Source organism: Aliiroseovarius sp. xm-d-517 (assembly GCF_013283135.1).
In the GTDB taxonomy this organism is placed as follows: Bacteria; Pseudomonadota; Alphaproteobacteria; order Rhodobacterales; family Rhodobacteraceae; genus Aliiroseovarius; species Aliiroseovarius crassostreae.
Genome location: NZ_WBXT01000001.1, coordinates 1,936,238 through 1,958,399 on the forward strand (window position 1 = coordinate 1,936,238; position 22,162 = coordinate 1,958,399).

Consider the following 22,162-nt stretch of genomic DNA (forward strand, 5'->3'; position numbering starts at 1 on the left):
TTCCTGTAATTCTGTCCCCAAAACATAGAGGTTTTCGAGGGTAATGTCACCTATCCGACACAAGATTTGGTGTCAATTCACCCTCCCTTTTACGGCAGGCAACCAAAGCCCGGGATATGCGCGCCCCGGCAGCAAGATCAGAGCAGATGCCCGTCTTCATCCAGCTCCCAAAACGGGTTGAAGGCGAACTCCCACAAATGACCGTCCGGGTCTGCAACATAGCTGGAATAGCCACCCCAATCGGTTTTCGTGGGCTGCGTCACCGCCGTGCCGCCCGCAGCAATTGCCTTGGCAAAAGCAGCATCCACCTCGGCCTCTCCGGGGTAGTTTTGCGCCAGCGTCATCGCCCCGGTTTTCAACACATCTTTTGATCGCCCGGTTTCCTTGGCCAGCCCCTCCAGGGTGAAAAACCCGAATTTCATCCCGTTCATGTCGAAAAAAGCCACCTCTGGCAGCACCGCTGAGGGCTCCCACCCCAGCGCCTGATAATAGGCACAAGACCGTTCGATACTCTCAACGCCCAACGTAATCAGCGTCACACGGTTCTGTTTCATGGCGCTCCTTCCGAAATGGTTGAGGTCCCGCCTTCATCGCTCACCTGGAAATGCGCGGCGCGGTGACCCAGTTCTGCAAACAACTCCGGCCCGGTGCCGGTCATGAATGCCTGCGCCCCAAGGGCGCAAATCTCATCATAGAGAGCCGCACGCCGCCCCGCATCCAGATGTGCGGCCACCTCATCCAGAAGGTAAATCGGAGCGGCCCCGAAATCGCGGGCCAGCGCCCGCCCATTGGCAAGGATCAGCGACACAAGAAGCGCCTTCTGTTCCCCGGTAGAGCAATCACGGGCCGGCACATCTTTGGCCGTATAAATAGCTCCCAAATCCGAACGATGCGGCCCCACCAGGGTGCGGCCTGCCGCCAGATCGCGCGGACGGCTTTCAGCCAATGCCGTGGCCAATTCGTCTTCCGTTGCAGGGGCCAGCACCTCATCCGCCTGCACCAAAGAAAGGTCCGCTGCAGGGAATTCAGTTTCGGCACTGGCTTGCGCATCTTGCAAAAGGGCAATTGCCTTCAAACGGTTTGCATGGATTTCCGTACCAGACATGGCCATCTGCATTTCAATCGCACGGTACCAATGGGGGTCCCGCTGCCCGTCCTTCAGCAACCGGTTCCGTTCACGCATCGCTTTCTCATAATTCAAAACCGCATCCGCATGGGACGGAGTGAAACTCAGGGTCAACCGGTCCAGGAACCGCCGCCGCCCTTCAGCCCCTTCAACCCAAAGCCTGTCCATCACCGGAACCAGCCAAACCACACGCGTGATCCGTCCCAGGGTGACCTGCGTCGCAACCTTACCGTCGATCCGCACCTGGCGCCCCTGACCGGGCTCCACCCATGTTTCGACCTCGTGCATCTGACCAAGGCTCTGCAGGACACCGGAGATCTTCCAGCCCACCTGCTCTGGTCGCCGGATCATTTCATCCATCGTCGCCCGACGCAGCCCGCGCCCCGGCGAAAACATCGAAACGGCTTCCAGAATATTGGTCTTTCCTGCCCCGTTGACCCCATGCAAAACCACTGGCCGCCCGTCCAAGGACAAGCGCGCCCGTTTGTGGCTGCGAAAATGACTGATCGTCAATTCACGAAGGGCAAGCGAGGTCATGCACCCTCTTTCTTCTTGGCCCAAATACTCCCGCCGGAGGCAGAAAACTCAATCAACAGGGCCGATCACACGCGCATCGGCATGACAACATAAACGGCGCTGGTGTCATTGCCTTCGCGCATCAGGGCTGGGTCGCCGGAATTGTTGAACATGAAAGTTGCGTTTTCACGATCAACCTGGCTGGCGATTTCCAGCAGGTATTTTGCGTTGAAGCCAATTTCCAGACGCTCGTCGGAATAGGCCACAGCCAGCTCTTCTTCAGCCGCCCCGGCATCCGGCGCATTCACCGAAAGCACCAGCCGGTCTTCATCAAGCTGCAGCTTCACCGCGCGTGATCGTTCGGATGACACGGTGGCCACACGGTCCACGGCCTTGGCAAATTCCGCCGCATCCACTTCAAGCTTACGGGTGTTGCCGGTGGGGATCACGCGGGTGTAATCCGGGAAAGTTCCATCAATGACTTTCGACGTCAGCGTGATGGCAGGCGTGGCAAAGCGCACTTTGGTTTCCGAAACCGAAACCGCAATCGTGGCCTCATCATCATCCAGAAGCTTACGCAGCTCCCCCACGGTTTTGCGCGGAACGATCACGCCCGGCATCTCATCCGCGCCCATTGGCAGCTCGGCATCAATCCGTGCCAGACGGTGCCCATCGGTGGCCACCGCGCGCAGCACCTTGCCATCTTCGGCGGCCGCCACATGCAGGTAAACACCATTCAGGTAATAGCGGGTTTCCTCGGTCGAGATCGCAAATTTCGACTTGTCGAACAGGCGCCGCAAAACCGGGGCCGGAGCTGAGAAGTTGGCGGAATATTCCGACGAGGCCATGACCGGGAAATCTTCTTTCGGAAGAGTGGCAAGCGAGAAGTTCGACCGCCCGGCTTCCACCGTCAGGCGCCCCGTGGCCCCATCGTCACTCAGCTGCACCAACGCCCCATCCGGCAGTTTGCGCACAATCTCGTGCAAGGTCACGGCCGCCACGGTGGTGGCTCCGGCACGTTCAACCATTGCCGCGGTTTTATCGACCACTTCGATATCCAGGTCGGTGGCGCGGAACGACACGCTGTCGCCTTCCGCTTCAATCAGCACATTTGCGAGAATTGGAATGGTGTTGCGGCGCTCTACCACCGACTGCGCCTGGGCCACGGCCTTTAGCAACGCACCACGTTCAATGCTGATCTTCATTTCCCACTCCTGACAACGAGAGGGGCTGAAAGCCGATGCCTTCGCCCCGTGATGTTCTTTTGCTGGAATGTCCAATGGTTTGAAGGGCGGGTCAAGGCCAAACGACCCTTATCCCGCCCTTTGCGGGCAACTGTGGTGCCCGGGCTTATGCTTCGAGCGCGCGACGCAGAAGTTCGAGGTCTTCGGCGATCTGATCGTCTACGGCCTTGAGCTCATCAATGCGCTTCACCCCGTGCATCACGGTGGTGTGGTCCCGACCGCCGAACCGGCGCCCGATTTCAGGCAGGCTGCGCGAGGTCATATGCTTGGCCAGATACATGGCCACCTGGCGGGGGCGCGCAATGGTGCGCACACGTTTGGGGCCTATCAGATCCGACAGGCGGATATTGTAATGCTCCGACACTTTGCGCTGGATCTCTTCCACGGTGACCTTGCGATCAGACGCCCGCAGAATATCCCCGAGGCAATCCTGCGCAAGTTCCAGCGTGATTTCGCGACCGACAAGCGAGGCAAAGGCGAACAGGCGCATCAACGCCCCTTCCAGCACCCGCACATTGGTTGAAATGCGGTGGGCAAGGAATTCCAGCACACCATCGGCGATTTGCAGGCCGGGATATTGCTGACGATAGCTCGCCACCTTGGTCTGCAGAACGCCCAGACGCAGTTCATAATCGGTCGGGTGCAGGTCCACGACAAGACCGCATTGCAGGCGGGATTTGATCCGGTCTTCCAGATCCTTAATTTCACCAGGGGCACGGTCTGCCGAGATGATGATCTGTTTGTTCTGGTCCACCAGCGCGTTGAATGTGTGGAAAAACTCTTCCTGGGTCGAATCCTTGCCGGCGATGAATTGCACATCATCCACCATCAACACATCCACCGAGCGGAAGATCTGTTTGAAATCCATCATCTGCTTCTCACGCAGTGCCTTGACGAAACGATACATGAACTGCTCAGCCGAAAGATAAACCACGCGCAGGTCGGGCTGGCGGGCTTTCAGCTCATGCGCGATGGCATGCATCAGGTGCGTTTTACCAAGGCCGACACCGCCATACAGGAACAGCGGGTTGAATGTGACCGGGCCACCTTCTGCCACGCGACGCGCGGCGGCATGGGCAAGTTCGTTCGGCTTGCCCACAACAAAACTGTCGAATGTGAAGCGCGCATCCAGCGGCGCTCCGGGCAGGTCATCCTGCACCTCGGGTCGGGGGGCGGATTTCGACGGGGCCTGCGCTTCATTGCTGGCCACAACAGATCCGGTTGCCGAATTGGTCATCTTGCGCGGTGCAGATTTTTTCGGAACGACGAATTCCAGACGTGACGCGGCAACGCCTGCTTCGGACAGATGGCTCAGGATCTGATCGCTGAAATTGGACCCAACCCAATTCCCCATAAAGTTGGTTGGCACCAGGAAGGTCACCACACCCCCGTCCAGATCCGCAAATTCCAAGGGTTCAATCCAACTCGTATAGTTGTTCTGCCCCACTGCCTTTTGCAGTTTCGAGCGGACCTGTCCCCATTTCTCGTTCGTCATGTCACTTCGACCCATTTTCTTTTTTTCTCGACTGTCGCAAGCAGCCTGTCTCAGATCATCATTCACTTACCACCAGGCGCCTGCCACAGCACCGGAACCGACGACATGCACGCATTTCGAAACCGCCCCTTCCCTCGGCCCCGAACATAAGCTGACCCTGGCCCTGACCTGCGCTGGATCCAGCCCGAAAGGCGGAAAGCGCAAACAAAACCCACCCACGTCCGACCATGGAAGGTGCGGCGTGTGCGACCCCGAACGGGGCATGTTAAGAGACATGACAGATGATGCATTCATCCCCTCAGGCAAGGGTGGTGAAACCGATCATCAGGCAACACGAAACCTGTCCCCCTAGACAGGGGTTCCGCGCTACATTCGCGAGGGGGATTCTCTTCCCACTCGATTGTGGATTGGGCTAAGCCAATAAAAAATAACGGCTTTTTGTCCCAAGTCATCATTGTCCCAAGTCAGCGACGTGAATCGCTGGAGATAAGCTAGCAACTGCACCGCAGGGCGCGCAACAGAACTTCACCCTTGACTCTGTCTTTCCGAAAACGAATCCCGGGCCCGGTTTTGATGCCCATGACAGGCGTCCTGAAAAACGCAAATGAGCGCGCCTATTTGGCACGCTCATCTCATGTTTCAGCCCCAATTTCAGAGGCTGACAATTTTATCACAGACCAATCAAATCCGGTCTGCCGGGGGCAATCAGCCCAGCGCTTTTACACGTGCCGACAGGCGCGACATTTTGCGCGCAACAGTGTTTTTGTGCAGAACGCCTTTGGTCACACCGCGCATCAGTTCCGGCTGAGCCTGCTTCAGAGCAGCAGCAGCAGCGGCCTGGTCGCCCGAGGCGATGGCTTCTTCAACTTTGCGCAGATAGGTGCGGATGCGCGAACGACGCGCTTTGTTCACAGCGAAACGGCGCTCGTTCTGGCGGGCGCGTTTTTTAGCTTGGGGCGAATTTGCCATATGTCTGATCCCTTCGTCGGGTGTTTCGTTTCAATGCCACATAAGTGGACTGCGCATCAGCACCCGCCGGGTTCAGAACCGGTGATTCTGGCCAAAGCGGGCCTCACACGCATATATTGCGGCCCCCTTTAGGGCATTTCGCCCGGAAAGGGAACCCCATTTTCTTGGTTTCAAGACTTACTTGTCGCGGAATTGCGGTTCACGCTTCTCAACGAAAGCAGCCATGCCTTCTTTCTGATCTTCGGTGGCAAACAGCGAGTGGAACAGGCGGCGTTCAAACAGCACCCCTTCGGCCAGCGGCAGCTGTTCAGCGCGATTGACCGATTCCTTGATCGCCATCACGGTGACCATGGATTTCTCGGCAATCTTCGCAGCGGCCCCCATAGCCTCTTTCATCAGATCTTTCGAGGGCACCACGCGGCTGACCAGCCCTGACCGCTCTGCCTCATCTGCATCCATGAAACGCCCGGTCAGGTTCATATCCATCGCCTTGGCACGCCCCACCAGCTTGGTCAGACGCTGTGTGCCGCCCATCCCGGCCATCACGCCGAGGTTCACTTCGGGCTGGCCGAACTTGGCAGTCTCGGACGCAATGATGAAATCACACATCATCGCCAACTCGCATCCACCGCCCAGCGCATAGCCTGACACGGCGGCGATAATCGGTTTACGGATCCGCATGATCGCGGCCTCTTCGGGGGTGAACAGATCCCCGGCGAACACATCCACAAAGCTTTTCTCAGCCATCATCTTGATATCGGCCCCGGCGGCAAATGCCTTTTCCGAACCCGTGATCACGATGCAGCGCACCTTGTCATTTTCCTGCGCCTCTGCCAGCGCTTCGCCCAGCTCGCCCAACAGCTCGAGATTGAGAGCATTCATCGCATCCGGGCGGTTCAGCCGGATCAGCGATACGTGGTCTTCGATTTCGACGATAATATTCTTATAGGCCATGGTTCCCCTGCCTTAGTCCCGTTTTGGTCGTCCCTGACCAGTGGTGGTCGAGGGGGAGTCCTACGCGGGCATTCCCCCTCGATCAAGCTATCTTTGACATTGCCCACAATAGAAGCTTGATCGCCCCCCCTGCACGATTCGGGCAATTTTCCCTTTGCAATCAGGTGTGACGCAGGGTTCATTTTCCCGTCCGTAGACCTGAAAACTGTGTTGAAAATACCCCAGATCACCATCCGTCTGGCGGTAATCCTTCAGCGAAGATCCACCGCTTTTGATCGCCTCACGCAACACATCACGGATGATCGGCACCAATCCCGCCACCCGTTTAGCCGCTATCTGACCTGCCTTTCGAGTCGGATGGATCCCCGCCCGAAACAGCACCTCGCAAACATAGATATTGCCAAGCCCTGCGACTATCCCCTGATCCAGAAGCGCGGTCTTGATGGCCGTGTTTTTGCCAGCAAGCCTGGCGACCAGATAGGTTTCATCAAAATCATTGCCAAGGGGTTCCGGCCCAAGGACGCGGATCAGCTTATGCGCCTCAAGACCCGCCGTGGGGCACAGATCCATCGCCCCGAAGCGACGCGGATCGTTAAAGGTCACCCGCGCGCCGTTCTCCATATCAAACACGACATGGTCATGCTTTTCCGGCGCCGGGTGGGTGTGGTGAAACTTGCCCAGACGATGACCCGAGATCAGCATCCGCCCCGACATGCCCAGATGCACGATCAGGGTTTCATCAGTATCGAGGTCCAGAAGCAGGTATTTCGACCGACGCCCGAGATGGCGCACCTGCGCCCCGGTCAACCGGTCAGCCATCCGATCCGGGAACGGCCAGCGCAACCCGTCACGCCGCACCTCTGCCCGGGCAATCCGCACGCCCTCCATCACCGGGGCCAGTCCGCGACGCACGGTTTCAACTTCGGGCAGTTCAGGCATGGGACCTCTCACTCATACGCATTCCAGTTCTCAAACAGCTCTTCATTGGCCCGCTCTATCAATGCCTCCATCCCGGTATAAAAAGAGGAGATCTTTGCCTTGCCAGCCTCACCAAAATAAAGCTCATATTGCATCGCTTCCCGGTTATAGCCAACGTCAACCAGATCATTCCAGGCATATCGCTTCCTGCGAAAACTCCAGTGCGTATTGGTCAGCCCCTCGCGGTCATAGGACACAAAAGCGACGATCATCCAAAGGCACATCAGCCCGAAGAACAGCCCGAACGCCGCCATGAAAAGCGACAGACCAAGCTGTTCCCCCTCCAGTGCAACAAAGATGAACAGGGCAGACAAAGCGCCGCTTGCCGGAACGAAAAGGAAAAGAAACCCGGATTTAAGCCGAAGCGTAGTGACCCCCTCAAACGGATCATGCCGCCCCTCATCCCCGCCGAGCCGGGCCACCGACACCAGAAAGTAAGGCAGGGTCGGCGCAAGAAGAAGCGTGCCAAAAAATTTCAGGATATTCTCGGACCAGGGATTTCCGGGCTGAAGAAAGGCCAGGGCAGGGGGCAAGGTGTCGGGGTGCTCCCGAAGATAGGTGCCGCCGAAATGGGCCAGCCCGAAAAACACGCCCCCCGCCATCAGCAAGAGCAAAAAGGAAATGACAACCTGACGCATGTTCCGTTTCCAGCCTCAACCGCAATTGTATCCGGGACATATCTGACTATAAGGGAGCAGAGACAATTTAAGGCAAGTGCCGATGACATCGAACAGCAAGAAAACCACGCATTTCGGGTTCAAAACCGTAGACGAAGACCAGAAGGCCGGGATGGTCCATGGCGTTTTCACCAATGTGGCCTCGAAATACGACATCATGAACGACGTCATGTCCGTCGGCATTCACCGCCTCTGGAAAGACGCGATGATGGACTGGCTGGCCCCCCGTCCCGGGCAGCGCCTGCTTGATGTGGCCGGTGGCACGGGCGACATTTCCTTTCGGTTCCTGAACCGCGCGGAAGGCACATCCTCTGTCGTGCTGGACATGACAGAATCCATGCTGATCGAAGGACGCCAGCGCGCAGAAGCCGGCAACATGGCGAACCGGCTTGACTGGGTGGTTGGCGACGCGATGCAATTGCCGTTCGAGGATAACAGCTTTGATCGCTACACGATCAGCTTTGGCATCCGCAACGTGACCCGTATCCCGGACGCGTTGAAAGAAGCCTACCGGGTGCTCAAACCCGGCGGGCGCCTGATGGTGCTGGAGTTTAGCCAGCTGCCCAATGACGGGTTGCAGAAACTCTACGACCTCTATTCCTTCAACGTGATCCCCCGGATGGGCAAGCTGATCGCTGACGACTATGACAGCTATCAATACCTCGTTGAATCCATTAGAAAATTCCCAGATCAGGATACATTTGCCGGAATGATCCGGGACGCCGGTTTCGAGAATGTGAAATATCGCAACCTGTCCTTGGGGATTGCAGCCCTGCATTCGGGATGGAAGATCTGACATGCGTGGACCGCACAATATCTGGCGCTTGATCCGCACCGGCGCCACCTTTCAGCGCACCGGCGCCATGGGTGTCGTTCTGGATGCGATGAACGCACCGCCTGCCCTGCGGGTGGCCGCTCGTGTCATTGGCTTTCCCTTTGCGTGGCTGGGCAAAAAAGGTGACACATCCCTGCCCCCCGTCACCCGCGCCATTACCGCGCTGGGACCGGCCTATATCAAATTCGGACAAATCCTGTCGACACGCCCGGACGTGGTTGGGTCTGACCTCGCTGACCAGTTGAAATACCTGCAAGACAAACTGCCTCCCTTCCCGCTGGATGTGGCGCGCGACATGGTTGAGGACGAGTTGGGGATCGAGGTGGACGAGGTTTTTTCCGAGTTCTCCGAACCGGTTGCCGCAGCCTCTATCGCGCAGGTCCACCGCGCCCGCCTTGCCGCAAATGGCCAGGAAGTGGCCGTCAAGGTTCTGCGCCCCGGCATCCTGCGGGCCTTCCGCACCGATATCGACGCATTCCACTTCTCTGCGCGGATGATCGAGTTGCTCCTGCCCTCAACCCGGCGTTTGCGCCCAACCGATGTGGTGGAACATTTCGAAGGCGTGGTGATGGGAGAGCTCGACCTGCGCCTGGAGGGGGCCTCCGCCAGTGAATTTGCGGAAAATACTCAAAAAGATCAGGGCTTTGAGGTTCCTCATGTCAATTGGGCGCTGACCGGGCGCTCCGTGATGACACTGGGCTGGGCCGAAGGCATTCCCGCCAATGATCTGGACAGTATTCGGGCTTCAGGCCTGAATATGACCGATCTGGGTGAGCGGGTGCTGCAGCTGTTTCTCAGCCATGCCCTACGGGACGGGCTGTTTCATGGGGATATGCATCAGGGTAACCTGAAATTCGCCGAAAACGGAGACATCGTTGCCATTGATTTTGGCATTATGGGACGGATCGACGAATATACCCGTCGGGTCTATGCCGAAATCCTCTACGGCTTCATCACCCGCAATTACACCCGCGTGGCTGAGGTGCATTTCGAAGCCGGCTATGTGCCCGCAGATCGGGATGTGGTGGAATTCGCACAGGCCCTCCGCGCTGTTGGCGAACCAATTGCGGATATGGATGCAACGCAGATCTCGATGGCCAAACTCCTCTCCTACCTCTTTGAGGTCACAGAGAAATTTGGCATGCAGACCCGCACGGAGCTGATCTTGCTGCAACGGACGATGGTTGTGGTCGAGGGGGTCGCGCGCTCACTTGACCCACATATCAACATCTGGCAGGTCGCCCGTCCCGTCGTCGAAGATTACATCAAGGCGTCAATCGGTCCCAAAGCACTCGCCCGCGACCTGCTTCGAACCGCACGCGTCCTGTCGCGGTTTGGACCGCGCCTGCCCGAACTGGCCGAAGCGGCACTGATCCGGCAATCCACGCCCTTACCAGAAGCGGCGCCAACGCGCCCTATGAGGGCGATGGCCTATGTCAGCCTCGGTGGTGGAATTGCGCTTGCTGCGGTCTGGCTGTCATCGCTTATTTGATAGCCTGACCGTACAATCTTGAAGCAAAAGCAACTCTGAACGCCCGGTTTTCCGGGGGGCTAGCGCTCCGACGCTTCGCGTAGCGCAGTTACCTTATCGGCAGACACTTTGTCGCCACTTTCAAGAACCAGCTTGAGCTCACCATCTTCCTGCCGGGTTTCCACAACCCTCGCGTAGACCTCCACTGGTGTTGCATCAATAAGTTTGCCCTCGCTCCAGCTTTCGAGCTCAAACGAATAGGTCCCATTTGCAAATGGCTGGCCGGACGTGTCCACTCCTGCCCACTCGATCTGATCACCGGATACGGGAATATCGGTTTTCTGAACCACGCTTCCCTCTGCATCCTTTACAATCAGATAGGTCTGGTCCGCGGTGGACGGTGGTTTGGGCGACAAGGTCACCGGGGTGCCATCAAAACTGGCAGGTGCGCTCACCCGGGCCTCCATGCCAACCCAGCCCGCGACATCCGTCATTCCCATCAGATCAAGCCGTGCGGTCATTCCTTCCAGCAAACTGTTGCTCCTCACCTGCTGCTCGACGCCTGAAAATGTCGCAAGCTGCATGGCAAATTCCGTTGAGTCCATCGGGTTCAGCGGGTCCTGGTTTTCCATCTGAACCGTCATCATCGTCAGGAATGTCTCAAAATCCGAAGACAGGGCTGCGGACGCATTCTCATCGGTTTTGACCTCACTGGGAGAGGCGGGTGGCGCGGTGAGGGAGGAGGGTAAAGTCGGGTTGGTTGCAGTCGTAACCATCTGATATCCTTATAATCTAATATCAATTCCAGAGCGGGTCATCACATTCAGAAGCACCGGCTCAGCTTTGTCAGGCACGTGGCCATTATCAGTTGCATCCCCAGAGGAGCTGGGGGCATGATCTGAAAATGACTGCCCACCTTCCTTGCCGCCCGCCCCGGATTGCGTGAAGGAAAAGGTGATCTCTCCATATCCGATGTCACGCATTTCCTGGGCAAGCAGGTCGATATGACGCCGCATCAGATCAAGCGTTTCCGGGCGCTCAACGTTGACCGCAATTGTCATTGCAGACAGGTCACCGGAAAAGGTCAGGCGCAGCTTCCCAAGTTCCTCGGGGCTCAGCGTAAGTTCAACTGGGCGGTCCGGCATTTTTCTGGCAACATCTGCCAGCTGAAGGGCAACATGACGTGGGAGTTCGGTGCGCATTTGCGCCGAGAGCTCCGCGCGACTGCTGAGTGTCTCTACCATTCTACCCTCAGCGATCCCCGCCTCAGAATTGGTCACAAACAACTGGTCCAATTCGAAATTCCCAGAGGGGAGGCGCGCACTACTTTCCTGCAGGACATTCAGTTGGGCCTGCATCGGCACCACCCCTGCAGTCAAAGGGGTTGCCCCTGATGGATTTGACAGTGCAGGGGCCGCAACGTGGCTTTGCTCAGGCGCACTTGCCCAGCGGGCCTGTTCTCTCCCGAAATCCTTGGCCACTCCCGCACCCGAGAGCCCCTCTTTCATGGCCGCTGGCACTTGCACCATCATATCTGGCGCGTCGGAACGAGGCAGCCTGGTCGCATCCTCCCCCGACATCATGACACCCGCAGACACTGGAGTGGTATGCGGGTTTCCACCCGGTTGACTGCCCACCCTGCCTGCCTCACCTATAAGGACCGGCCCTGTCATCATTTCCAGTGAGGTCCGGCCACCAGCGCCAACCACATTGGCCTGTTCACTGATTTTTCCTGTCTCCACCGGCAATTTACCCTGAGAAGCAGTCATTGTCTGAGGATCCATCTGCAACGATGGTTGCGGCTGAAACTGCGCGACAGACATTGTGCCCACTCGTGACAAGGATGCCCGACCCGGACCCGTTATCTCGCCCGCTATCTCGGTCATCTGCCCACCTGCCAAGACCCGGCCAGCAACCTCTACGCTTTGCAAATTTTTGCCGAGGGCACGATCCAATTTGCCTTCACTGGATAGGGTTGCACCAAAATCCTGTAAGCCACGCGCCGGAACCCTGCTGACCGCTTGCGCCGTAGCAATTGAATCCTCGCTGGCTTTTATCGCATTCAACCCAGCCACCAGAACTGTTTCATCTGGCGACATCTGAGAGGGCTGCGTTTCAGAGCCAGCACTGTCATCCCCCACCCGCTGCACACTATTTTCGGCCTGCACAGAGCCACTTGGGACCCCTGGCATCCCGAAAAACACATTGGCCTCCGCCGGTAGATCCGTCACTTGCCCCAGCAGTGGGTCAGCCAACCGAATTTCGGAAAGGGCTTCATCATGCTGATCCGCAACCTGCATCATAGGCCAATCCACGTCCTTCGCACCCGACATCAGGTCACTAAAGAGATCGCCCACGCCGCGCCCAGGACGAATGTCACTGGCACCATTCTGCACACCATCAGCAGCGCCGCTTATCGGTAATTTCGGTCCAATTTGCATATGTCCATCCGGGTATTCTGACTCCGATTTCGATCAATATGACAGCAGTTGGTTACCGGATGTTTACCGCCAGCAGAGATAGTTGGGGAAATAGATCGCATTTGAAAGGATGGCACATGGATCCGACACGGGCAGCCTTGGGGCCGCTTAAAACTTCGGTTGGAGCGGTTGGAAATTCCACTGAGAACAGTCAGGACACAGCACTGCGCCAGGCAGCAAAAGATCTGGAAGCCTCGTTTCTTGCAGAAATGCTGAAGGCAACCGGCCTCGGCAAAACGCGGGAAAGTTTCGGAGGGGGAGCGGGGGAAGATCAGTTCTCGTCATTTCTGGTTCGTGCCCAGGCCGATGAGATGGTCAAGGCCGGCGGTATTGGTCTGGCCGAATCACTTTTCGAAGCATTGAAGGAACGATCCAATGGCGCTCTTTAAACGCATATCTCCGGCGCAGGCCCTAAACAATCTGCTGGATCAGGAACGAAATCTTCTCTTGTCCGGGCAGCTTATCGAGCTTGCAAAGCTTGGCCCCGAAAAGGAACGTCTGTTCCGACTGTTGCCGAACATGGCGCTAAGCCGCAAAGTGATTGAGCAGATGCGGCAGAAAGCTGAACACAATCAGGCATTGCTTTTGTCTGCAAACAAGGGCCTTCGCACGGTTTCGCGCCGGCTGGAGCTGCTCCGCAATCAGAAATCACAATTGCGCACCTATGATGCGGGCGGGCAAAGCCAGGACCTCGCCCGCCCCTCAAACAAGTTTGAACGTCGCGCATGACACAAGACCAGTTAGTTCAAATTGAACGCAAACCAATCGCTCGAATTTAGAATTCCTTCAGCATTTCGGCGTCAGCTATAGACGCATTCCTCGAGGGGGTGGCGCGGAACGGACAATCCCGAACACTTCCGCAGAGTTGAGAACGGCTCTTCTTATTCGCTTTCAGGCGATTTTATCAAACCCGGTGTAAAGCACCGAAAAGACTGAAGGAAAATCTCATGTCTAGTATCCTGACAAACAACGGGGCAATGGTTGCATTGCAGACGCTGAAGTCGATCAACTCGAGCATGACCGACACCCAGAATCAGATCTCAACCGGTAAAAAGGTTTCCACTGCCAAAGACAATTCGGCCGTGTGGGCAATTTCCAAAGTGATGGATTCGGATGTAAAAGGGTTCAAAGCGATCTCGGAGTCCTTGTCTTTGGGGGAAAGCACCCTCGCAGTCGCACGCAACGCATCGGAAACCATCACCGACCTTCTGACCGAAATGAAGGGCAAGATCGTCGCGGCACAAGAAGAGAACGTTGATCGTGCGAAGCTGCAAACTGACATCGTTGCTCTGCGCGACCAGATCGGCTCTGTTGTCAGTGCGGCCCAGTTCAACGGTCTGAACCTGATTGACGGATCAAGCACCGACGCCATGCAGGTGTTGTCATCGCTGGATCGTGATTCCAATGGCAACGTGACGGCAAACCACATTGCCGTGGACCGCCAGAACCTGTCCACGACAACCCCGGTGACCGCACAGGCATTTGGCGCCACGGATCTTGCGGATGCCGCAGCCGCCAACGCCCTCATGCAGACGGGTGCCGCCAACACCCAACACGATGACGCGGCCTTTGATCCGGCCAGCCCAACCGCAAGCATCGCAGATGGTGCCAACCTGCAAATCGACATCAAATCGGTTGCAGAAGGAAACAGCTACCAGATCATCCTGGATGATGTGAATGTGAACGTGAATGGTGGTGGGAGCACTCTCGGCCAACGTACCTTCGAATATGTGGCATCATCCACCGATGGTACCGCCGAAGTTGCCAAGAACCTGACCGACCAGATCAACGCCTTCTTCGGTGCGGCAACCGATTCGGGCGAAGGCTATACGGTCACTCTGGGCACCGGTTCCAACGCCAATCAGCTTACCATCGCGAATGCCGCTGGTGGTGATGCAACTGCGATCAAGGTCGGCCTTCGCGTTCAGACCGGCGGGACTGCAGGTTCCACCGCGTCCTCCGGTGGTCTTGGGGCACTTCAAAATATTGATGTGACCACCGACTCGGGTGCAACCGGCGCACTGGCCGCAATTGAAGGTCTGATCAACCAGTCCATTGATGCTGCCGCTGCCTTCGGCTCTGCCGCTGGCCGTATCGAAACCCAAAGCAGCTTCGTCTCCAAACTCTCGGACTCGCTGAAATCGGGTATCGGCGCCATGGTAGATGCGGATATGGAAGAAGTATCGGCGCGCCTGCAAGCCCTGCAGGTACAGCAGCAACTGGGAACCCAGTCGTTGTCGATCGCCAACCAGGCACCGCAAAACATCCTGTCGCTGTTCCGCTAAGGGACCATATGGCGGGGCGTCAAAAGGGCGCCCCCCATTTCCCTCACCCCTGATTTCAACGTTTGACGGAAGGAAAAACCGTGAACGCTATGAACTTGGCCAAAACGGCCTATGCGGCCTCAAACACCGCAGTCCGCACCCCTCGAGGCGTCGAATACGAAGCCTTCGCACGGGTTACACACAAACTCAGATCAGCGGCCGAAAAAGGTCGTTCCGGTTTTGGAATGCTGTCTCAGGCTCTTCACGAAAACCGCCGTTTGTGGACACTTCTCGCCGCAGATGTTGCAGAAGCTGACAACAAACTGCCGCAAGATCTTCGCGCCCGGATTTTCTATCTCGCAGAATTTACAAATGATTTCAGCCGGAAAGTCCTAACTGACGGCTCGGATCCACAGGCCCTTATTGAGATCAACACCGCCATCATGCGTGGTCTTCGTCAGAAATCGGAGGCAGCATGAGCGGACTGGTCCTTAAATTAAGCCCGAAAGAACGCGTTCTGATCAATGGCGCAGTCATCGAAAATGGAGATCGGCGTTCACGCCTTTCGATTGTGACACCAAACGCCAATATCCTGCGACTACGTGATGCCATCCATCCGGAAGAGGTAAACACCCCTGTCCGCCGTGTGTGCTACATTGCCCAACTGGTCTTGTCAGGCGATGTCGAGCAAAAAGAAGCGCATCTGCAACTGCTGCGCGGAATTGAACAACTCAGCCAGGTTCTGACGGATCACGACAGTCGGGATCAACTGACACGCGCAACGGAAGCTGTAAACAGTCAACAATTCTATCTTGCGCTGAAATGCCTGCGAACGCTTTTGCCACGTGAAGAGCGCTTGCTCGCTGCGAGAATGGCATGAGTTTTCAACCCATCATACCGATGGGCGGAGCTGCCGGCTGGGCGTTTCTGCAACGTACGCAGGACGCCCAGAAACAAACATTCAATGCGTCAGCAGAAATGCAACGCGATGCTTCATACTACAAAGAGAATATCGGCAAAATATCTTCTGCACAGGAGTTGGTGGATGACTATCGCTTGCTAAAGGTTACCCTTGGAGCCTACGGCCTGAGCGACGACATCAACAATAAATTTTTCATCAAAAAAGTTCTGGAAGATGGCACCTTTGACGAAGGTGATCTTGCCAACAAACTCTCAGACAAACGTTATTACGAAATGGCCAAGGATTTCGGGTTTGGCGATCTCAGCATTCCAGCAACCCAGATTTCCACCTTTGCAGACAAAACCATCTCAGCCTTTCAAGAAAGGCAATTTGAAGTTGCCGTTGGCGAGCAAAATCAAGACTTTCGCCTCAGCTTGTCTTTGAAACGAGAGCTTGGCGCCATTGTCGACAAATCCACTTCCGAAGACGGAAAATGGTTCTCCATCATGGGGAACCCTCCACTCAGAAAGGTCTTCGAAACCGCTCTGGGGTTGCCCAATAGCTTCGGAGCACTTGACCTGGATCTGCAACTACAAGGGTTCAAGGATAAGGCGGAAGCCTATTTTGGAAGCAACAAGATCAGCCAGTTTTCCGACCCTTCCAAATTGGATGAGCTGAACAGGCTGTTTCTGATACGATCCGATTTGGCCAATGGCTCGGCGGGCATGTCAAGCAGCACCATTGCCCTGACACTTCTTCAAAACCTCTGAGCAGCCCAATTTGCCTAGCTGGGATTTGTCATGCAAGCCCCCAGTCGGCGGAAGCTGGCCTCGGTGCTTTCCAGTTCATCTTCAGCCAAAAAGCCATCCAGTTTCGGATAGCACTCAATTGCCGCATCCACCATCGGGTCGCTTCCAGCCGCATACAGGCCAGCCTGGATCATCATTTCCGATCTGGCATAAGCACCAAGGCGCTGTCGAGCAGCCGATATCAGAGCGTTCTCTGCATCGGTCGCAGCCCCTGGCAACGCGCGGGAGACGGACCTCAGCAGATCGATGGCCGGGAAACGCCCCCTTTCAGCGATTTGACGGTCCAGCACAACATGACCATCCAGAACACCGCGCAAAATGTCCGCCACAGGTTCTTCCATGTCAGATCCAGCCACCAAGACAGAAAAGATGGCCGTAATATCCCCCTGTTCATCCTGCCCGGGACCTGCCCGTTCACATAGCGTGGTAATTTGTTGCGCAGTCGATGGTGGGAACCCGCGCAGCGAACTGCCCTCACCAGATGCCAGCGCGATTTCACGATGTGCTTCTGCAAACCTGGTCACGCTATCGGCAAGGAACAAGACGTGACGCCCCTGATCCCTGAAATGCTCTGCCACGGACATAGCCGCCCAGCCAGCTCTTCTGCGAACCATTGGTGATTGATCCGATGTCGCGGCTATGACAACTGCACGTTTCATACCCTCAGAACCAAGGACACGTTCAACAAACTCCCGCACTTCTCGCCCTCGTTCGCCGATCAGGGCAATGACCACGACATCTGCCTGCACCCCACGGGCCAGTTTAGCCAGCAAGGTGGATTTCCCCACACCGGAGCCTGCAAACAACCCGATCCGCTGCCCCTTAACAATCGGCAAAAGCGTATTGAAAACAGCAAGCCCAGTCTCAAGCCGCGCCCCCAGCACCCGACGCCTGGTCGGGTTGATGGCCGTCCCGCGCAATGGCCGTTCGGCCCCTCCGCGCATAACCGGAAATCCATCTATGGCTTTCCCAAACGGGTCGAGCACACGACCAATCCAACTGTCATCCGGAGCAATCTGCGTACCGCCTCGCAGCACCACCTGCTCTCCAATGCGTAGCCCTTCAACATCACCATCAGGCAATACCGTTATCCGATCCGCCGACAGATTGAGAACTTCACCCAGCCGTTTCTGCCCTGAGGATCCGATTTCTACCAGATCACTTTGCGCCGCCACATGTGAAAGCCCCGCAACTTCGATCGTGCCGCGATGGATTTCCACAATGCGACCAATGTCTGCCGTCCGGGTCACGGCTGCGACTTCTGCGGTGAGCTGCTCGAATCCGACGGCTTTCATGGCGTTCTCCTAAAATTTGAGTCGTGAAACTGTTTTTAAAGGAATCAGGGTTAAGCCTTAGTTGAAACCAATCGAGGGAGAAGCCCCGATGTTCGACAAACTGGAAATTTTTCGCATGAGTCAGGGGCTGGCACAGCACGCCGCGGCTCGTCAGTCGACCATTGCACAGAATGTTGCAAATGCAGATACGCCGGGTTACCGCGCCCGCGATCTTGTCTCATTCGCCGAGACATATGATGCCCCCAATGGTGCTGAGATGCGGCATTCCCGCGCAAAACATGTGCTCACCGCTTCTGACCATCTGGGACAAGCGCCCCAATCGATCCTGCGCGACGGCCCCACGTCCCCAAATGGAAATTCCGTTTCATTGGAGACCGAATTGATGGCCTCTGCCAGTGCAAAGCGCGACCACGATCTTGCACTCGCTGTTTACAAGAGCTCGATGAACATCATGCGGGCCGCCGTCAGCGGTAGATAAGGAATGGCATCATGAATGATCTCAGAAATTCTGCCGCCGCCGCCGCCTCAGGCATGCGAAGCCAGGCCGCCCGGTTGCTCCACGTTTCAGAAAACATCGCCAATGCCGACACCCCTGGCTATCGGCGGAAGCTGGTCAGTTTCAATCAGGTGATGGAAAGCGGGCGCGCAACCGGGTTGGTAGAACCCGGACAGGTGCACCTGGACCAAACAACTTTGCCCAGCGTGTATGACCCCTCTCACCCGATGGCAAATGACCAAGGCTACTATGACGGCTCGAATGTCGATCTGGTGGTCGAAATCGCTGACGCGCGCGAAGCGCAGCGCAGCTACGAGGCGAACCTCAAAATGTTCGATCAGACCCGACAAATGTCCAAAGGACTGCTCGATCTACTACGCAGATAGGAGACACCAGAATGGATGTTAAATCCTCTATCGCGGCCCAAGGCTATGCTGCCACCCGTCCCGCCACGCAGCCAAAGGCGCGGGCAGACGGGCCTGCGGCGGATTTTGCCAAAATGGCAAATGACTTCGCCGCAACCGTTCAACAGGGCGAACAAACCGCACTGGCCGCCATATCGGGGGATGCGGACCCGCATGCACTTGTCCAGGCTCTGGCACAGACCGAGCTTGCGGTCGAAACAGCAGTCACCATTCGCAATAAGGTGGTCGAGGCGTATCAGGAAATTCTGAGGATGCCGGTATGATGAATGACGTCATCTTCTTCGACACCTTGCGCGCGGGGCTGTGGAACGCGGTTCTGATCTCCTCCCCCATCCTGACGGTTGCCTTGGTGGCTGGCCTGGCTGTCGGCCTTTTTCAGGCTCTGACTTCAATTCAGGAAATGACCCTGACCTTTGTGCCCAAACTCATTGCCATTCTGGTCGTGTTCTGGGTTTCGATGAGCTTCATGACCGAAACGCTCACAGGCTTTTTCCAGAACCAGATCATCCCATTGATCGCAGGAGCCTGACATGGACAACACCCATTACACCAACCTCACCCGCCAGTCCGGCCTGCTGCGTGAGATGACAACCATCGCCAACAATATCTCCAATGCTTCAACCAGCGGATTTCGCAAGGAAGGCGTGGTGTTCTCCGAATTTATCCATGCGATGCCAAAGGATGAACCATCCCTGTCGATGGGGTTCGCAAATGGGCGGTCCATCAACCTGCAACACGGCGCGTTGACGCAAACAGGCGGAACCTACGACTTTGCCATAGAAGGAGACGGGTTTTTCATGCTCGAAGGGGTGGATGGCCCGGTTCTGACCCGCGCCGGTGCCTTTACCCCGTCTGCGGAGGGCGAGCTTACGAATATGGATGGCTTGCGTCTTCTGGATGCCGGCGGAGCCCCGATTTTTGTGCCACCTGACGCCAAAACGGTCTCGCTTGCATCTGATGGCACCCTATCTGCTGATGGACGCCCGGTCACCCAGATCGGCCTCTTCGCCCCCCTCGACAGATCCGACCTGCAACACCAGCAAGGTGTATTGTTCACCGCGCCCGGCGGAACACAACCCGTATTGGAAGGCACCAGCATCCTGCAAGGGTTTGTGGAAGGTTCAAACGTCAATCCAGTTCAGGAAATCACCAGAATGATCGAAGTTCAGCGCAGCTACGAGTTGGGCCAGAGCTTCATGGAAAAAGAAGACGAACGGATCCGTGCCGTCCTTCAGACCGTTGTGAAATAAGGAGTTCCCATGCGTTCATTACAGATTGCCGCCACCGGGATGCTCGCCCAGCAAATGCGGGTTGAGACCATTTCCAACAACCTCGCCAATATGAGCACCACAGGCTACAACGCCCGCCGCGCAGAATTTGCAGATCTGCATTATCAACAGGCCACCCGCCCAGGCTCCATCGCCGCCTCTGACGGTACCATTATCCCGGCCGGGGTGCAGCTCGGGCTTGGCGTCCGCCCCGCTGCCGTGTCCATGATGGTTGAACAAGGCAGCCTTGCCCAAACCAGTGGCGAGCTGGACCTTGCGATTGAAGGCAAGGGCTATCTCGAAGTTACACTTCCAAGCGGCAACGCCGCATATACACGGGATGGCGCGTTGAAACTGTCGCCAGACGGTCAGATCCTGAACACCGACGGCTATGTGGTGGCACCAGGAATCACCATCCCAAGTGACGCTCGCTCCGTATCCATCAATGCAGATGGCGAGGTCTATGTTTACTTCAAAGACGTGGTTGAGCCAGAGTTAATGGGTGCTTTCACGCTGACCAGCTTTACCAATGAAAAAGGGCTCGAGGCCATTGGCTCCAACCTATACCTGGAAACAACTGCCTCTGGTGCCCCGCTAACCGCCGCCCCCGGACAAGATGGGCTGGGCACGCTCCGTCAGGGGTATCTGGAAAACAGCAGCGTCGACGCAGTCCGAGAAATCACCGAACTCATCGAGGCTCAGCGCGGCTATGAGCTCAACTCAAAAGTCATCACGGCAGCCGACCAGATGCTGGCCGCAACCACACAGGTGCGGTGATGTTGCGTTTCATTCTTGCTCTCTTGCTTCTTCCGACAGCTATTCAAGCTGACACGGTTCTTGCCGCCCGCACCATGCGTGCAAACAGTATTCTGACCGCGGCAGACCTGACAGTCACGCCAGGGGATATCCCCGGCACCTATGTCAGCCTGGAAGAACTGGTTGGGCAGGAAACCCGATCGGTTCTTTATGCAGGGCGCCCCATTCGGCTCAACGATGTCGGTCCACCTGCTCTGGTCGACAGAAATCAGATCATCATTCTGATCTATGAAACGGGAGGCCTCCGAATTGCCGCAGAAGGGCGTGCGCTTGCCCGGGGTGGCATCGGGGATCGTGTGCGCGTCATGAACTTATCGTCCCGCAGCACCATCACCGGCACCATACAACCCGATGGCTCCGTTTCAGTCGCCCCCCCAAACTTCCCAGGCTTTTAAAGGTTGCAATATGCGTTACTCACCCCTTCTGTTCAGTCTTGTCATCGCAATTTCTGGCTGTTCCCGGTTGGAGCAGGTTGGCAAAGCACCTGACCTTAGCCCGGTAGAGGTCAGTTCCGAGCATCATGCCATGACAACCGCGGCACTTCCTGTCACGAAAGATCCCAAGAGTTCGGTCACCCGAGCGTCAACCTGGAGCAGAGGCCGACAATCCCTTCTTGGCGACCGACGCGCACAGCAAGCCGGGGACATTTTAACCGTGGTCATCGAAATTGATGATCGCGCTGAACTGTCCAACAGCTCTTCACGCAGCCGAAATGGTGCCGAAACCATGGGACTGCCATCTCTGTTTGGCATTCCACAGAATATTAACAAAGTTATGCCAGACGGGGCCAACATGGCGTCAGCCGTGGATTTCAGCTCAACCAGCACCTCATCTGGAAACGGGAACGTAAAACGCAATGAGAAGTTAAAGCTCCGCGTTGCGGCAACCGTTCTGGGGACGTTGCCAAATGGCGTTCTCAAGATTCAAGGCACCCAAGAGGTGCGGGTGAATTTCGAGCTACGCGAATTGTTGGTGACCGGATTTGTGCGCCCGGAAGACATCTCGCGCAAAAATGAAATCCCCTACGACAAGATCGCCTCGGCTCGTATTTCCTATGGTGGTCGAGGTCTGATTTCAGACGTTCAGCAACCTCGCATTGGCCAACAGGTTGCAGACATTATCCTTCCATTCTGACCAGGGGCT

27 protein-coding genes are annotated in these 22,162 nt (G+C 56.6%); 16 read left to right on the top strand and 11 right to left on the bottom strand.

From position 1 onward, the window contains the following. Window positions 1-137 precede the first annotated feature (137 nt). The 8 genes from XMD517_RS09350 to XMD517_RS09385 all read right to left on the bottom strand — a co-directional run bounded on the left by XMD517_RS09350 (window position 138) and on the right by XMD517_RS09385 (window position 7,920). Complete coding sequence (locus XMD517_RS09350) at window positions 138-554, bottom strand: VOC family protein (protein WP_173486048.1); 417 nt, start codon at window positions 552-554, stop codon at window positions 138-140. After that, window positions 551-1,663, bottom strand: coding sequence for a DNA replication/repair protein RecF (gene recF / locus XMD517_RS09355; protein WP_173486049.1), 1,113 nt, complete (start codon window positions 1,661-1,663; stop codon window positions 551-553). Before recF ends, XMD517_RS09350 begins: the two co-directional genes overlap by 4 nt. Window positions 1,664-1,728: 65 nt before the next feature. Further along, window positions 1,729-2,847: a DNA polymerase III subunit beta gene (gene dnaN / locus XMD517_RS09360; protein ID WP_055187340.1), complete on the bottom strand. Its 1,119-nt coding sequence runs from the start codon at window positions 2,845-2,847 to the stop codon at window positions 1,729-1,731. Between the two features lie 145 nt (window positions 2,848-2,992). Further along, complete coding sequence (gene dnaA, locus XMD517_RS09365; protein ID WP_173486050.1) at window positions 2,993-4,396, bottom strand: chromosomal replication initiator protein DnaA; 1,404 nt, start codon at window positions 4,394-4,396, stop codon at window positions 2,993-2,995. Between the two features lie 690 nt (window positions 4,397-5,086). Next, window positions 5,087-5,350 carry a 30S ribosomal protein S20 gene (rpsT, locus tag XMD517_RS09370; RefSeq protein WP_055187338.1) on the bottom strand — a complete coding sequence of 88 codons (264 nt, stop codon included), beginning with the start codon at window positions 5,348-5,350 and terminating at the stop codon, window positions 5,087-5,089. A gap of 177 nt (window positions 5,351-5,527) precedes the next feature. Continuing rightward, the gene (locus XMD517_RS09375) at window positions 5,528-6,304 is read right to left on the bottom strand and encodes an enoyl-CoA hydratase (RefSeq protein WP_173486051.1); all 777 of its coding nucleotides are present in this window, start codon (window positions 6,302-6,304) and stop codon (window positions 5,528-5,530) included. A gap of 87 nt (window positions 6,305-6,391) precedes the next feature. Then, entirely contained in the window at window positions 6,392-7,243 is an 852-nt protein-coding gene (gene mutM, locus XMD517_RS09380) for a bifunctional DNA-formamidopyrimidine glycosylase/DNA-(apurinic or apyrimidinic site) lyase (protein WP_173486052.1), read from the bottom strand. An 8-nt stretch (window positions 7,244-7,251) separates the two neighbouring features. Next, complete coding sequence (locus tag XMD517_RS09385) at window positions 7,252-7,920, bottom strand: hypothetical protein (RefSeq protein ID WP_173486053.1); 669 nt, start codon at window positions 7,918-7,920, stop codon at window positions 7,252-7,254. Between the two features lie 82 nt (window positions 7,921-8,002). On the opposite strand from XMD517_RS09385, the gene ubiE reads away from it, so the two are divergent. Together ubiE and ubiB are read left to right on the top strand one after the other, a co-directional pair. After that, window positions 8,003-8,755 (top strand): bifunctional demethylmenaquinone methyltransferase/2-methoxy-6-polyprenyl-1,4-benzoquinol methylase UbiE, encoded by a 753-nt coding sequence (ubiE, locus tag XMD517_RS09390; protein WP_173486054.1) that lies wholly within the window; start codon window positions 8,003-8,005, stop codon window positions 8,753-8,755. 1 nt (window position 8,756) lies between these two features. Continuing rightward, a complete protein-coding gene (gene ubiB, locus XMD517_RS09395; RefSeq protein WP_173486055.1) occupies window positions 8,757-10,286 on the top strand; it encodes a 2-polyprenylphenol 6-hydroxylase in 1,530 nt (509 codons plus the stop codon). 59 nt (window positions 10,287-10,345) lie between these two features. Here ubiB and XMD517_RS09400 read toward each other — a convergent pair whose 3' ends face one another. Beyond that, window positions 10,346-11,041: a flagellar hook capping FlgD N-terminal domain-containing protein gene (locus XMD517_RS09400; protein WP_173486056.1), complete on the bottom strand. Its 696-nt coding sequence runs from the start codon at window positions 11,039-11,041 to the stop codon at window positions 10,346-10,348. 9 nt (window positions 11,042-11,050) lie between these two features. Continuing rightward, window positions 11,051-12,034 carry a flagellar hook-length control protein FliK gene (locus tag XMD517_RS09405; RefSeq protein WP_173486057.1) on the bottom strand — a complete coding sequence of 328 codons (984 nt, stop codon included), beginning with the start codon at window positions 12,032-12,034 and terminating at the stop codon, window positions 11,051-11,053. Between the two features lie 788 nt (window positions 12,035-12,822). Here XMD517_RS09405 and XMD517_RS09410 point away from each other — a divergent pair. The 6 genes from XMD517_RS09410 to XMD517_RS09435 all read left to right on the top strand — a co-directional run bounded on the left by XMD517_RS09410 (window position 12,823) and on the right by XMD517_RS09435 (window position 16,680). Beyond that, window positions 12,823-13,134, top strand: a complete 312-nt coding sequence (locus XMD517_RS09410; protein ID WP_173486348.1) for a rod-binding protein — start codon at window positions 12,823-12,825, stop codon at window positions 13,132-13,134. Continuing rightward, window positions 13,121-13,474 carry a flagellar biosynthesis protein FlgN gene (locus XMD517_RS09415; RefSeq protein ID WP_173486059.1) on the top strand — a complete coding sequence of 118 codons (354 nt, stop codon included), beginning with the start codon at window positions 13,121-13,123 and terminating at the stop codon, window positions 13,472-13,474. The genes XMD517_RS09410 and XMD517_RS09415 overlap by 14 nt, the downstream gene beginning before the upstream one ends. A gap of 218 nt (window positions 13,475-13,692) precedes the next feature. Beyond that, window positions 13,693-15,030, top strand: coding sequence for a flagellin (locus tag XMD517_RS09420; RefSeq protein ID WP_173486060.1), 1,338 nt, complete (start codon window positions 13,693-13,695; stop codon window positions 15,028-15,030). A gap of 89 nt (window positions 15,031-15,119) precedes the next feature. Then, window positions 15,120-15,488 (top strand): flagellar biosynthesis regulator FlaF, encoded by a 369-nt coding sequence (gene flaF, locus XMD517_RS09425; RefSeq protein ID WP_055187328.1) that lies wholly within the window; start codon window positions 15,120-15,122, stop codon window positions 15,486-15,488. Beyond that, window positions 15,485-15,889 (top strand): flagellar biosynthesis repressor FlbT, encoded by a 405-nt coding sequence (gene flbT / locus XMD517_RS09430; RefSeq protein ID WP_055187327.1) that lies wholly within the window; start codon window positions 15,485-15,487, stop codon window positions 15,887-15,889. The genes flaF and flbT overlap by 4 nt, the downstream gene beginning before the upstream one ends. Further along, window positions 15,886-16,680, top strand: a complete 795-nt coding sequence (locus XMD517_RS09435; protein WP_173486061.1) for a DUF1217 domain-containing protein — start codon at window positions 15,886-15,888, stop codon at window positions 16,678-16,680. The genes flbT and XMD517_RS09435 overlap by 4 nt, the downstream gene beginning before the upstream one ends. A 14-nt stretch (window positions 16,681-16,694) precedes the next feature. On the opposite strand, the gene XMD517_RS09440 is transcribed toward XMD517_RS09435, so the two are convergent. Then, window positions 16,695-18,014 carry a FliI/YscN family ATPase gene (locus XMD517_RS09440; protein ID WP_173487900.1) on the bottom strand — a complete coding sequence of 440 codons (1,320 nt, stop codon included), beginning with the start codon at window positions 18,012-18,014 and terminating at the stop codon, window positions 16,695-16,697. 88 nt (window positions 18,015-18,102) lie between these two features. On the opposite strand from XMD517_RS09440, the gene XMD517_RS09445 reads away from it, so the two are divergent. The 8 genes from XMD517_RS09445 to flgH are packed head-to-tail and all read left to right on the top strand — an operon-like array spanning window position 18,103 to window position 22,153. Next, window positions 18,103-18,492, top strand: a complete 390-nt coding sequence (locus XMD517_RS09445) for a FlgB family protein (RefSeq protein WP_173486063.1) — start codon at window positions 18,103-18,105, stop codon at window positions 18,490-18,492. Window positions 18,493-18,503: 11 nt separating this feature from the next. Continuing rightward, a complete protein-coding gene (gene flgC, locus XMD517_RS09450; RefSeq protein ID WP_173486064.1) occupies window positions 18,504-18,896 on the top strand; it encodes a flagellar basal body rod protein FlgC in 393 nt (130 codons plus the stop codon). Window positions 18,897-18,907: 11 nt separating this feature from the next. After that, a complete protein-coding gene (gene fliE, locus XMD517_RS09455; RefSeq protein WP_173486065.1) occupies window positions 18,908-19,198 on the top strand; it encodes a flagellar hook-basal body complex protein FliE in 291 nt (96 codons plus the stop codon). After that, the gene (locus XMD517_RS09460; protein ID WP_055187321.1) at window positions 19,195-19,464 is read left to right on the top strand and encodes a flagellar biosynthetic protein FliQ; all 270 of its coding nucleotides are present in this window, start codon (window positions 19,195-19,197) and stop codon (window positions 19,462-19,464) included. Before fliE ends, XMD517_RS09460 begins: the two co-directional genes overlap by 4 nt. Window position 19,465: 1 nt before the next feature. After that, window positions 19,466-20,185 carry a flagellar hook-basal body complex protein gene (locus tag XMD517_RS09465; protein WP_173486066.1) on the top strand — a complete coding sequence of 240 codons (720 nt, stop codon included), beginning with the start codon at window positions 19,466-19,468 and terminating at the stop codon, window positions 20,183-20,185. 9 nt (window positions 20,186-20,194) lie between these two features. Next, a complete protein-coding gene (flgG, locus tag XMD517_RS09470; protein WP_173486067.1) occupies window positions 20,195-20,980 on the top strand; it encodes a flagellar basal-body rod protein FlgG in 786 nt (261 codons plus the stop codon). Continuing rightward, window positions 20,980-21,414, top strand: a complete 435-nt coding sequence (flgA, locus tag XMD517_RS09475) for a flagellar basal body P-ring formation chaperone FlgA (RefSeq protein ID WP_173486068.1) — start codon at window positions 20,980-20,982, stop codon at window positions 21,412-21,414. Before flgG ends, flgA begins: the two co-directional genes overlap by 1 nt. Window positions 21,415-21,424: 10 nt before the next feature. Continuing rightward, window positions 21,425-22,153 (top strand): flagellar basal body L-ring protein FlgH, encoded by a 729-nt coding sequence (gene flgH, locus XMD517_RS09480; RefSeq protein ID WP_173486349.1) that lies wholly within the window; start codon window positions 21,425-21,427, stop codon window positions 22,151-22,153. Window positions 22,154-22,162 lie beyond the last annotated feature (9 nt).

Bases quoted from the DNA above. Each gene is read 5' to 3' on its own strand.
- flgG (WP_173486067.1), top strand. From the start codon at position 20,195: ATGCGTTCATTACAGATTGCCGCCACCGGGATGCTCGCCCAGCAAATG.
- XMD517_RS09375 (WP_173486051.1), bottom strand. From the start codon at position 6,304: ATGGCCTATAAGAATATTATCGTCGAAATCGAAGACCACGTATCGCTG.
- recF (WP_173486049.1), bottom strand. From the start codon at position 1,663: ATGACCTCGCTTGCCCTTCGTGAATTGACGATCAGTCATTTTCGCAGC.
- XMD517_RS09415 (WP_173486059.1), top strand. From the start codon at position 13,121: ATGGCGCTCTTTAAACGCATATCTCCGGCGCAGGCCCTAAACAATCTG.
- XMD517_RS09350 (WP_173486048.1), bottom strand. From the start codon at position 554: ATGAAACAGAACCGTGTGACGCTGATTACGTTGGGCGTTGAGAGTATC.
- mutM (WP_173486052.1), bottom strand. From the start codon at position 7,243: ATGCCTGAACTGCCCGAAGTTGAAACCGTGCGTCGCGGACTGGCCCCG.
- XMD517_RS09445 (WP_173486063.1), top strand. From the start codon at position 18,103: ATGTTCGACAAACTGGAAATTTTTCGCATGAGTCAGGGGCTGGCACAG.
- XMD517_RS09465 (WP_173486066.1), top strand. From the start codon at position 19,466: ATGGACAACACCCATTACACCAACCTCACCCGCCAGTCCGGCCTGCTG.
- flbT (WP_055187327.1), top strand. From the start codon at position 15,485: ATGAGCGGACTGGTCCTTAAATTAAGCCCGAAAGAACGCGTTCTGATC.
- XMD517_RS09400 (WP_173486056.1), bottom strand. From the start codon at position 11,041: ATGGTTACGACTGCAACCAACCCGACTTTACCCTCCTCCCTCACCGCG.
- rpsT (WP_055187338.1), bottom strand. From the start codon at position 5,350: ATGGCAAATTCGCCCCAAGCTAAAAAACGCGCCCGCCAGAACGAGCGC.
- XMD517_RS09410 (WP_173486348.1), top strand. From the start codon at position 12,823: ATGGATCCGACACGGGCAGCCTTGGGGCCGCTTAAAACTTCGGTTGGA.
- flaF (WP_055187328.1), top strand. From the start codon at position 15,120: ATGAACTTGGCCAAAACGGCCTATGCGGCCTCAAACACCGCAGTCCGC.
- XMD517_RS09420 (WP_173486060.1), top strand. From the start codon at position 13,693: ATGTCTAGTATCCTGACAAACAACGGGGCAATGGTTGCATTGCAGACG.
- XMD517_RS09440 (WP_173487900.1), bottom strand. From the start codon at position 18,014: ATGAAAGCCGTCGGATTCGAGCAGCTCACCGCAGAAGTCGCAGCCGTG.
- XMD517_RS09435 (WP_173486061.1), top strand. From the start codon at position 15,886: ATGAGTTTTCAACCCATCATACCGATGGGCGGAGCTGCCGGCTGGGCG.
- flgH (WP_173486349.1), top strand. From the start codon at position 21,425: ATGCGTTACTCACCCCTTCTGTTCAGTCTTGTCATCGCAATTTCTGGC.
- ubiB (WP_173486055.1), top strand. From the start codon at position 8,757: ATGCGTGGACCGCACAATATCTGGCGCTTGATCCGCACCGGCGCCACC.
- flgC (WP_173486064.1), top strand. From the start codon at position 18,504: ATGAATGATCTCAGAAATTCTGCCGCCGCCGCCGCCTCAGGCATGCGA.
- XMD517_RS09460 (WP_055187321.1), top strand. From the start codon at position 19,195: ATGATGAATGACGTCATCTTCTTCGACACCTTGCGCGCGGGGCTGTGG.
- dnaA (WP_173486050.1), bottom strand. From the start codon at position 4,396: ATGGGTCGAAGTGACATGACGAACGAGAAATGGGGACAGGTCCGCTCG.
- dnaN (WP_055187340.1), bottom strand. From the start codon at position 2,847: ATGAAGATCAGCATTGAACGTGGTGCGTTGCTAAAGGCCGTGGCCCAG.
- ubiE (WP_173486054.1), top strand. From the start codon at position 8,003: ATGACATCGAACAGCAAGAAAACCACGCATTTCGGGTTCAAAACCGTA.
- flgA (WP_173486068.1), top strand. From the start codon at position 20,980: ATGTTGCGTTTCATTCTTGCTCTCTTGCTTCTTCCGACAGCTATTCAA.
- fliE (WP_173486065.1), top strand. From the start codon at position 18,908: ATGGATGTTAAATCCTCTATCGCGGCCCAAGGCTATGCTGCCACCCGT.
- XMD517_RS09385 (WP_173486053.1), bottom strand. From the start codon at position 7,920: ATGCGTCAGGTTGTCATTTCCTTTTTGCTCTTGCTGATGGCGGGGGGC.
- XMD517_RS09405 (WP_173486057.1), bottom strand. From the start codon at position 12,034: ATGACTGCTTCTCAGGGTAAATTGCCGGTGGAGACAGGAAAAATCAGT.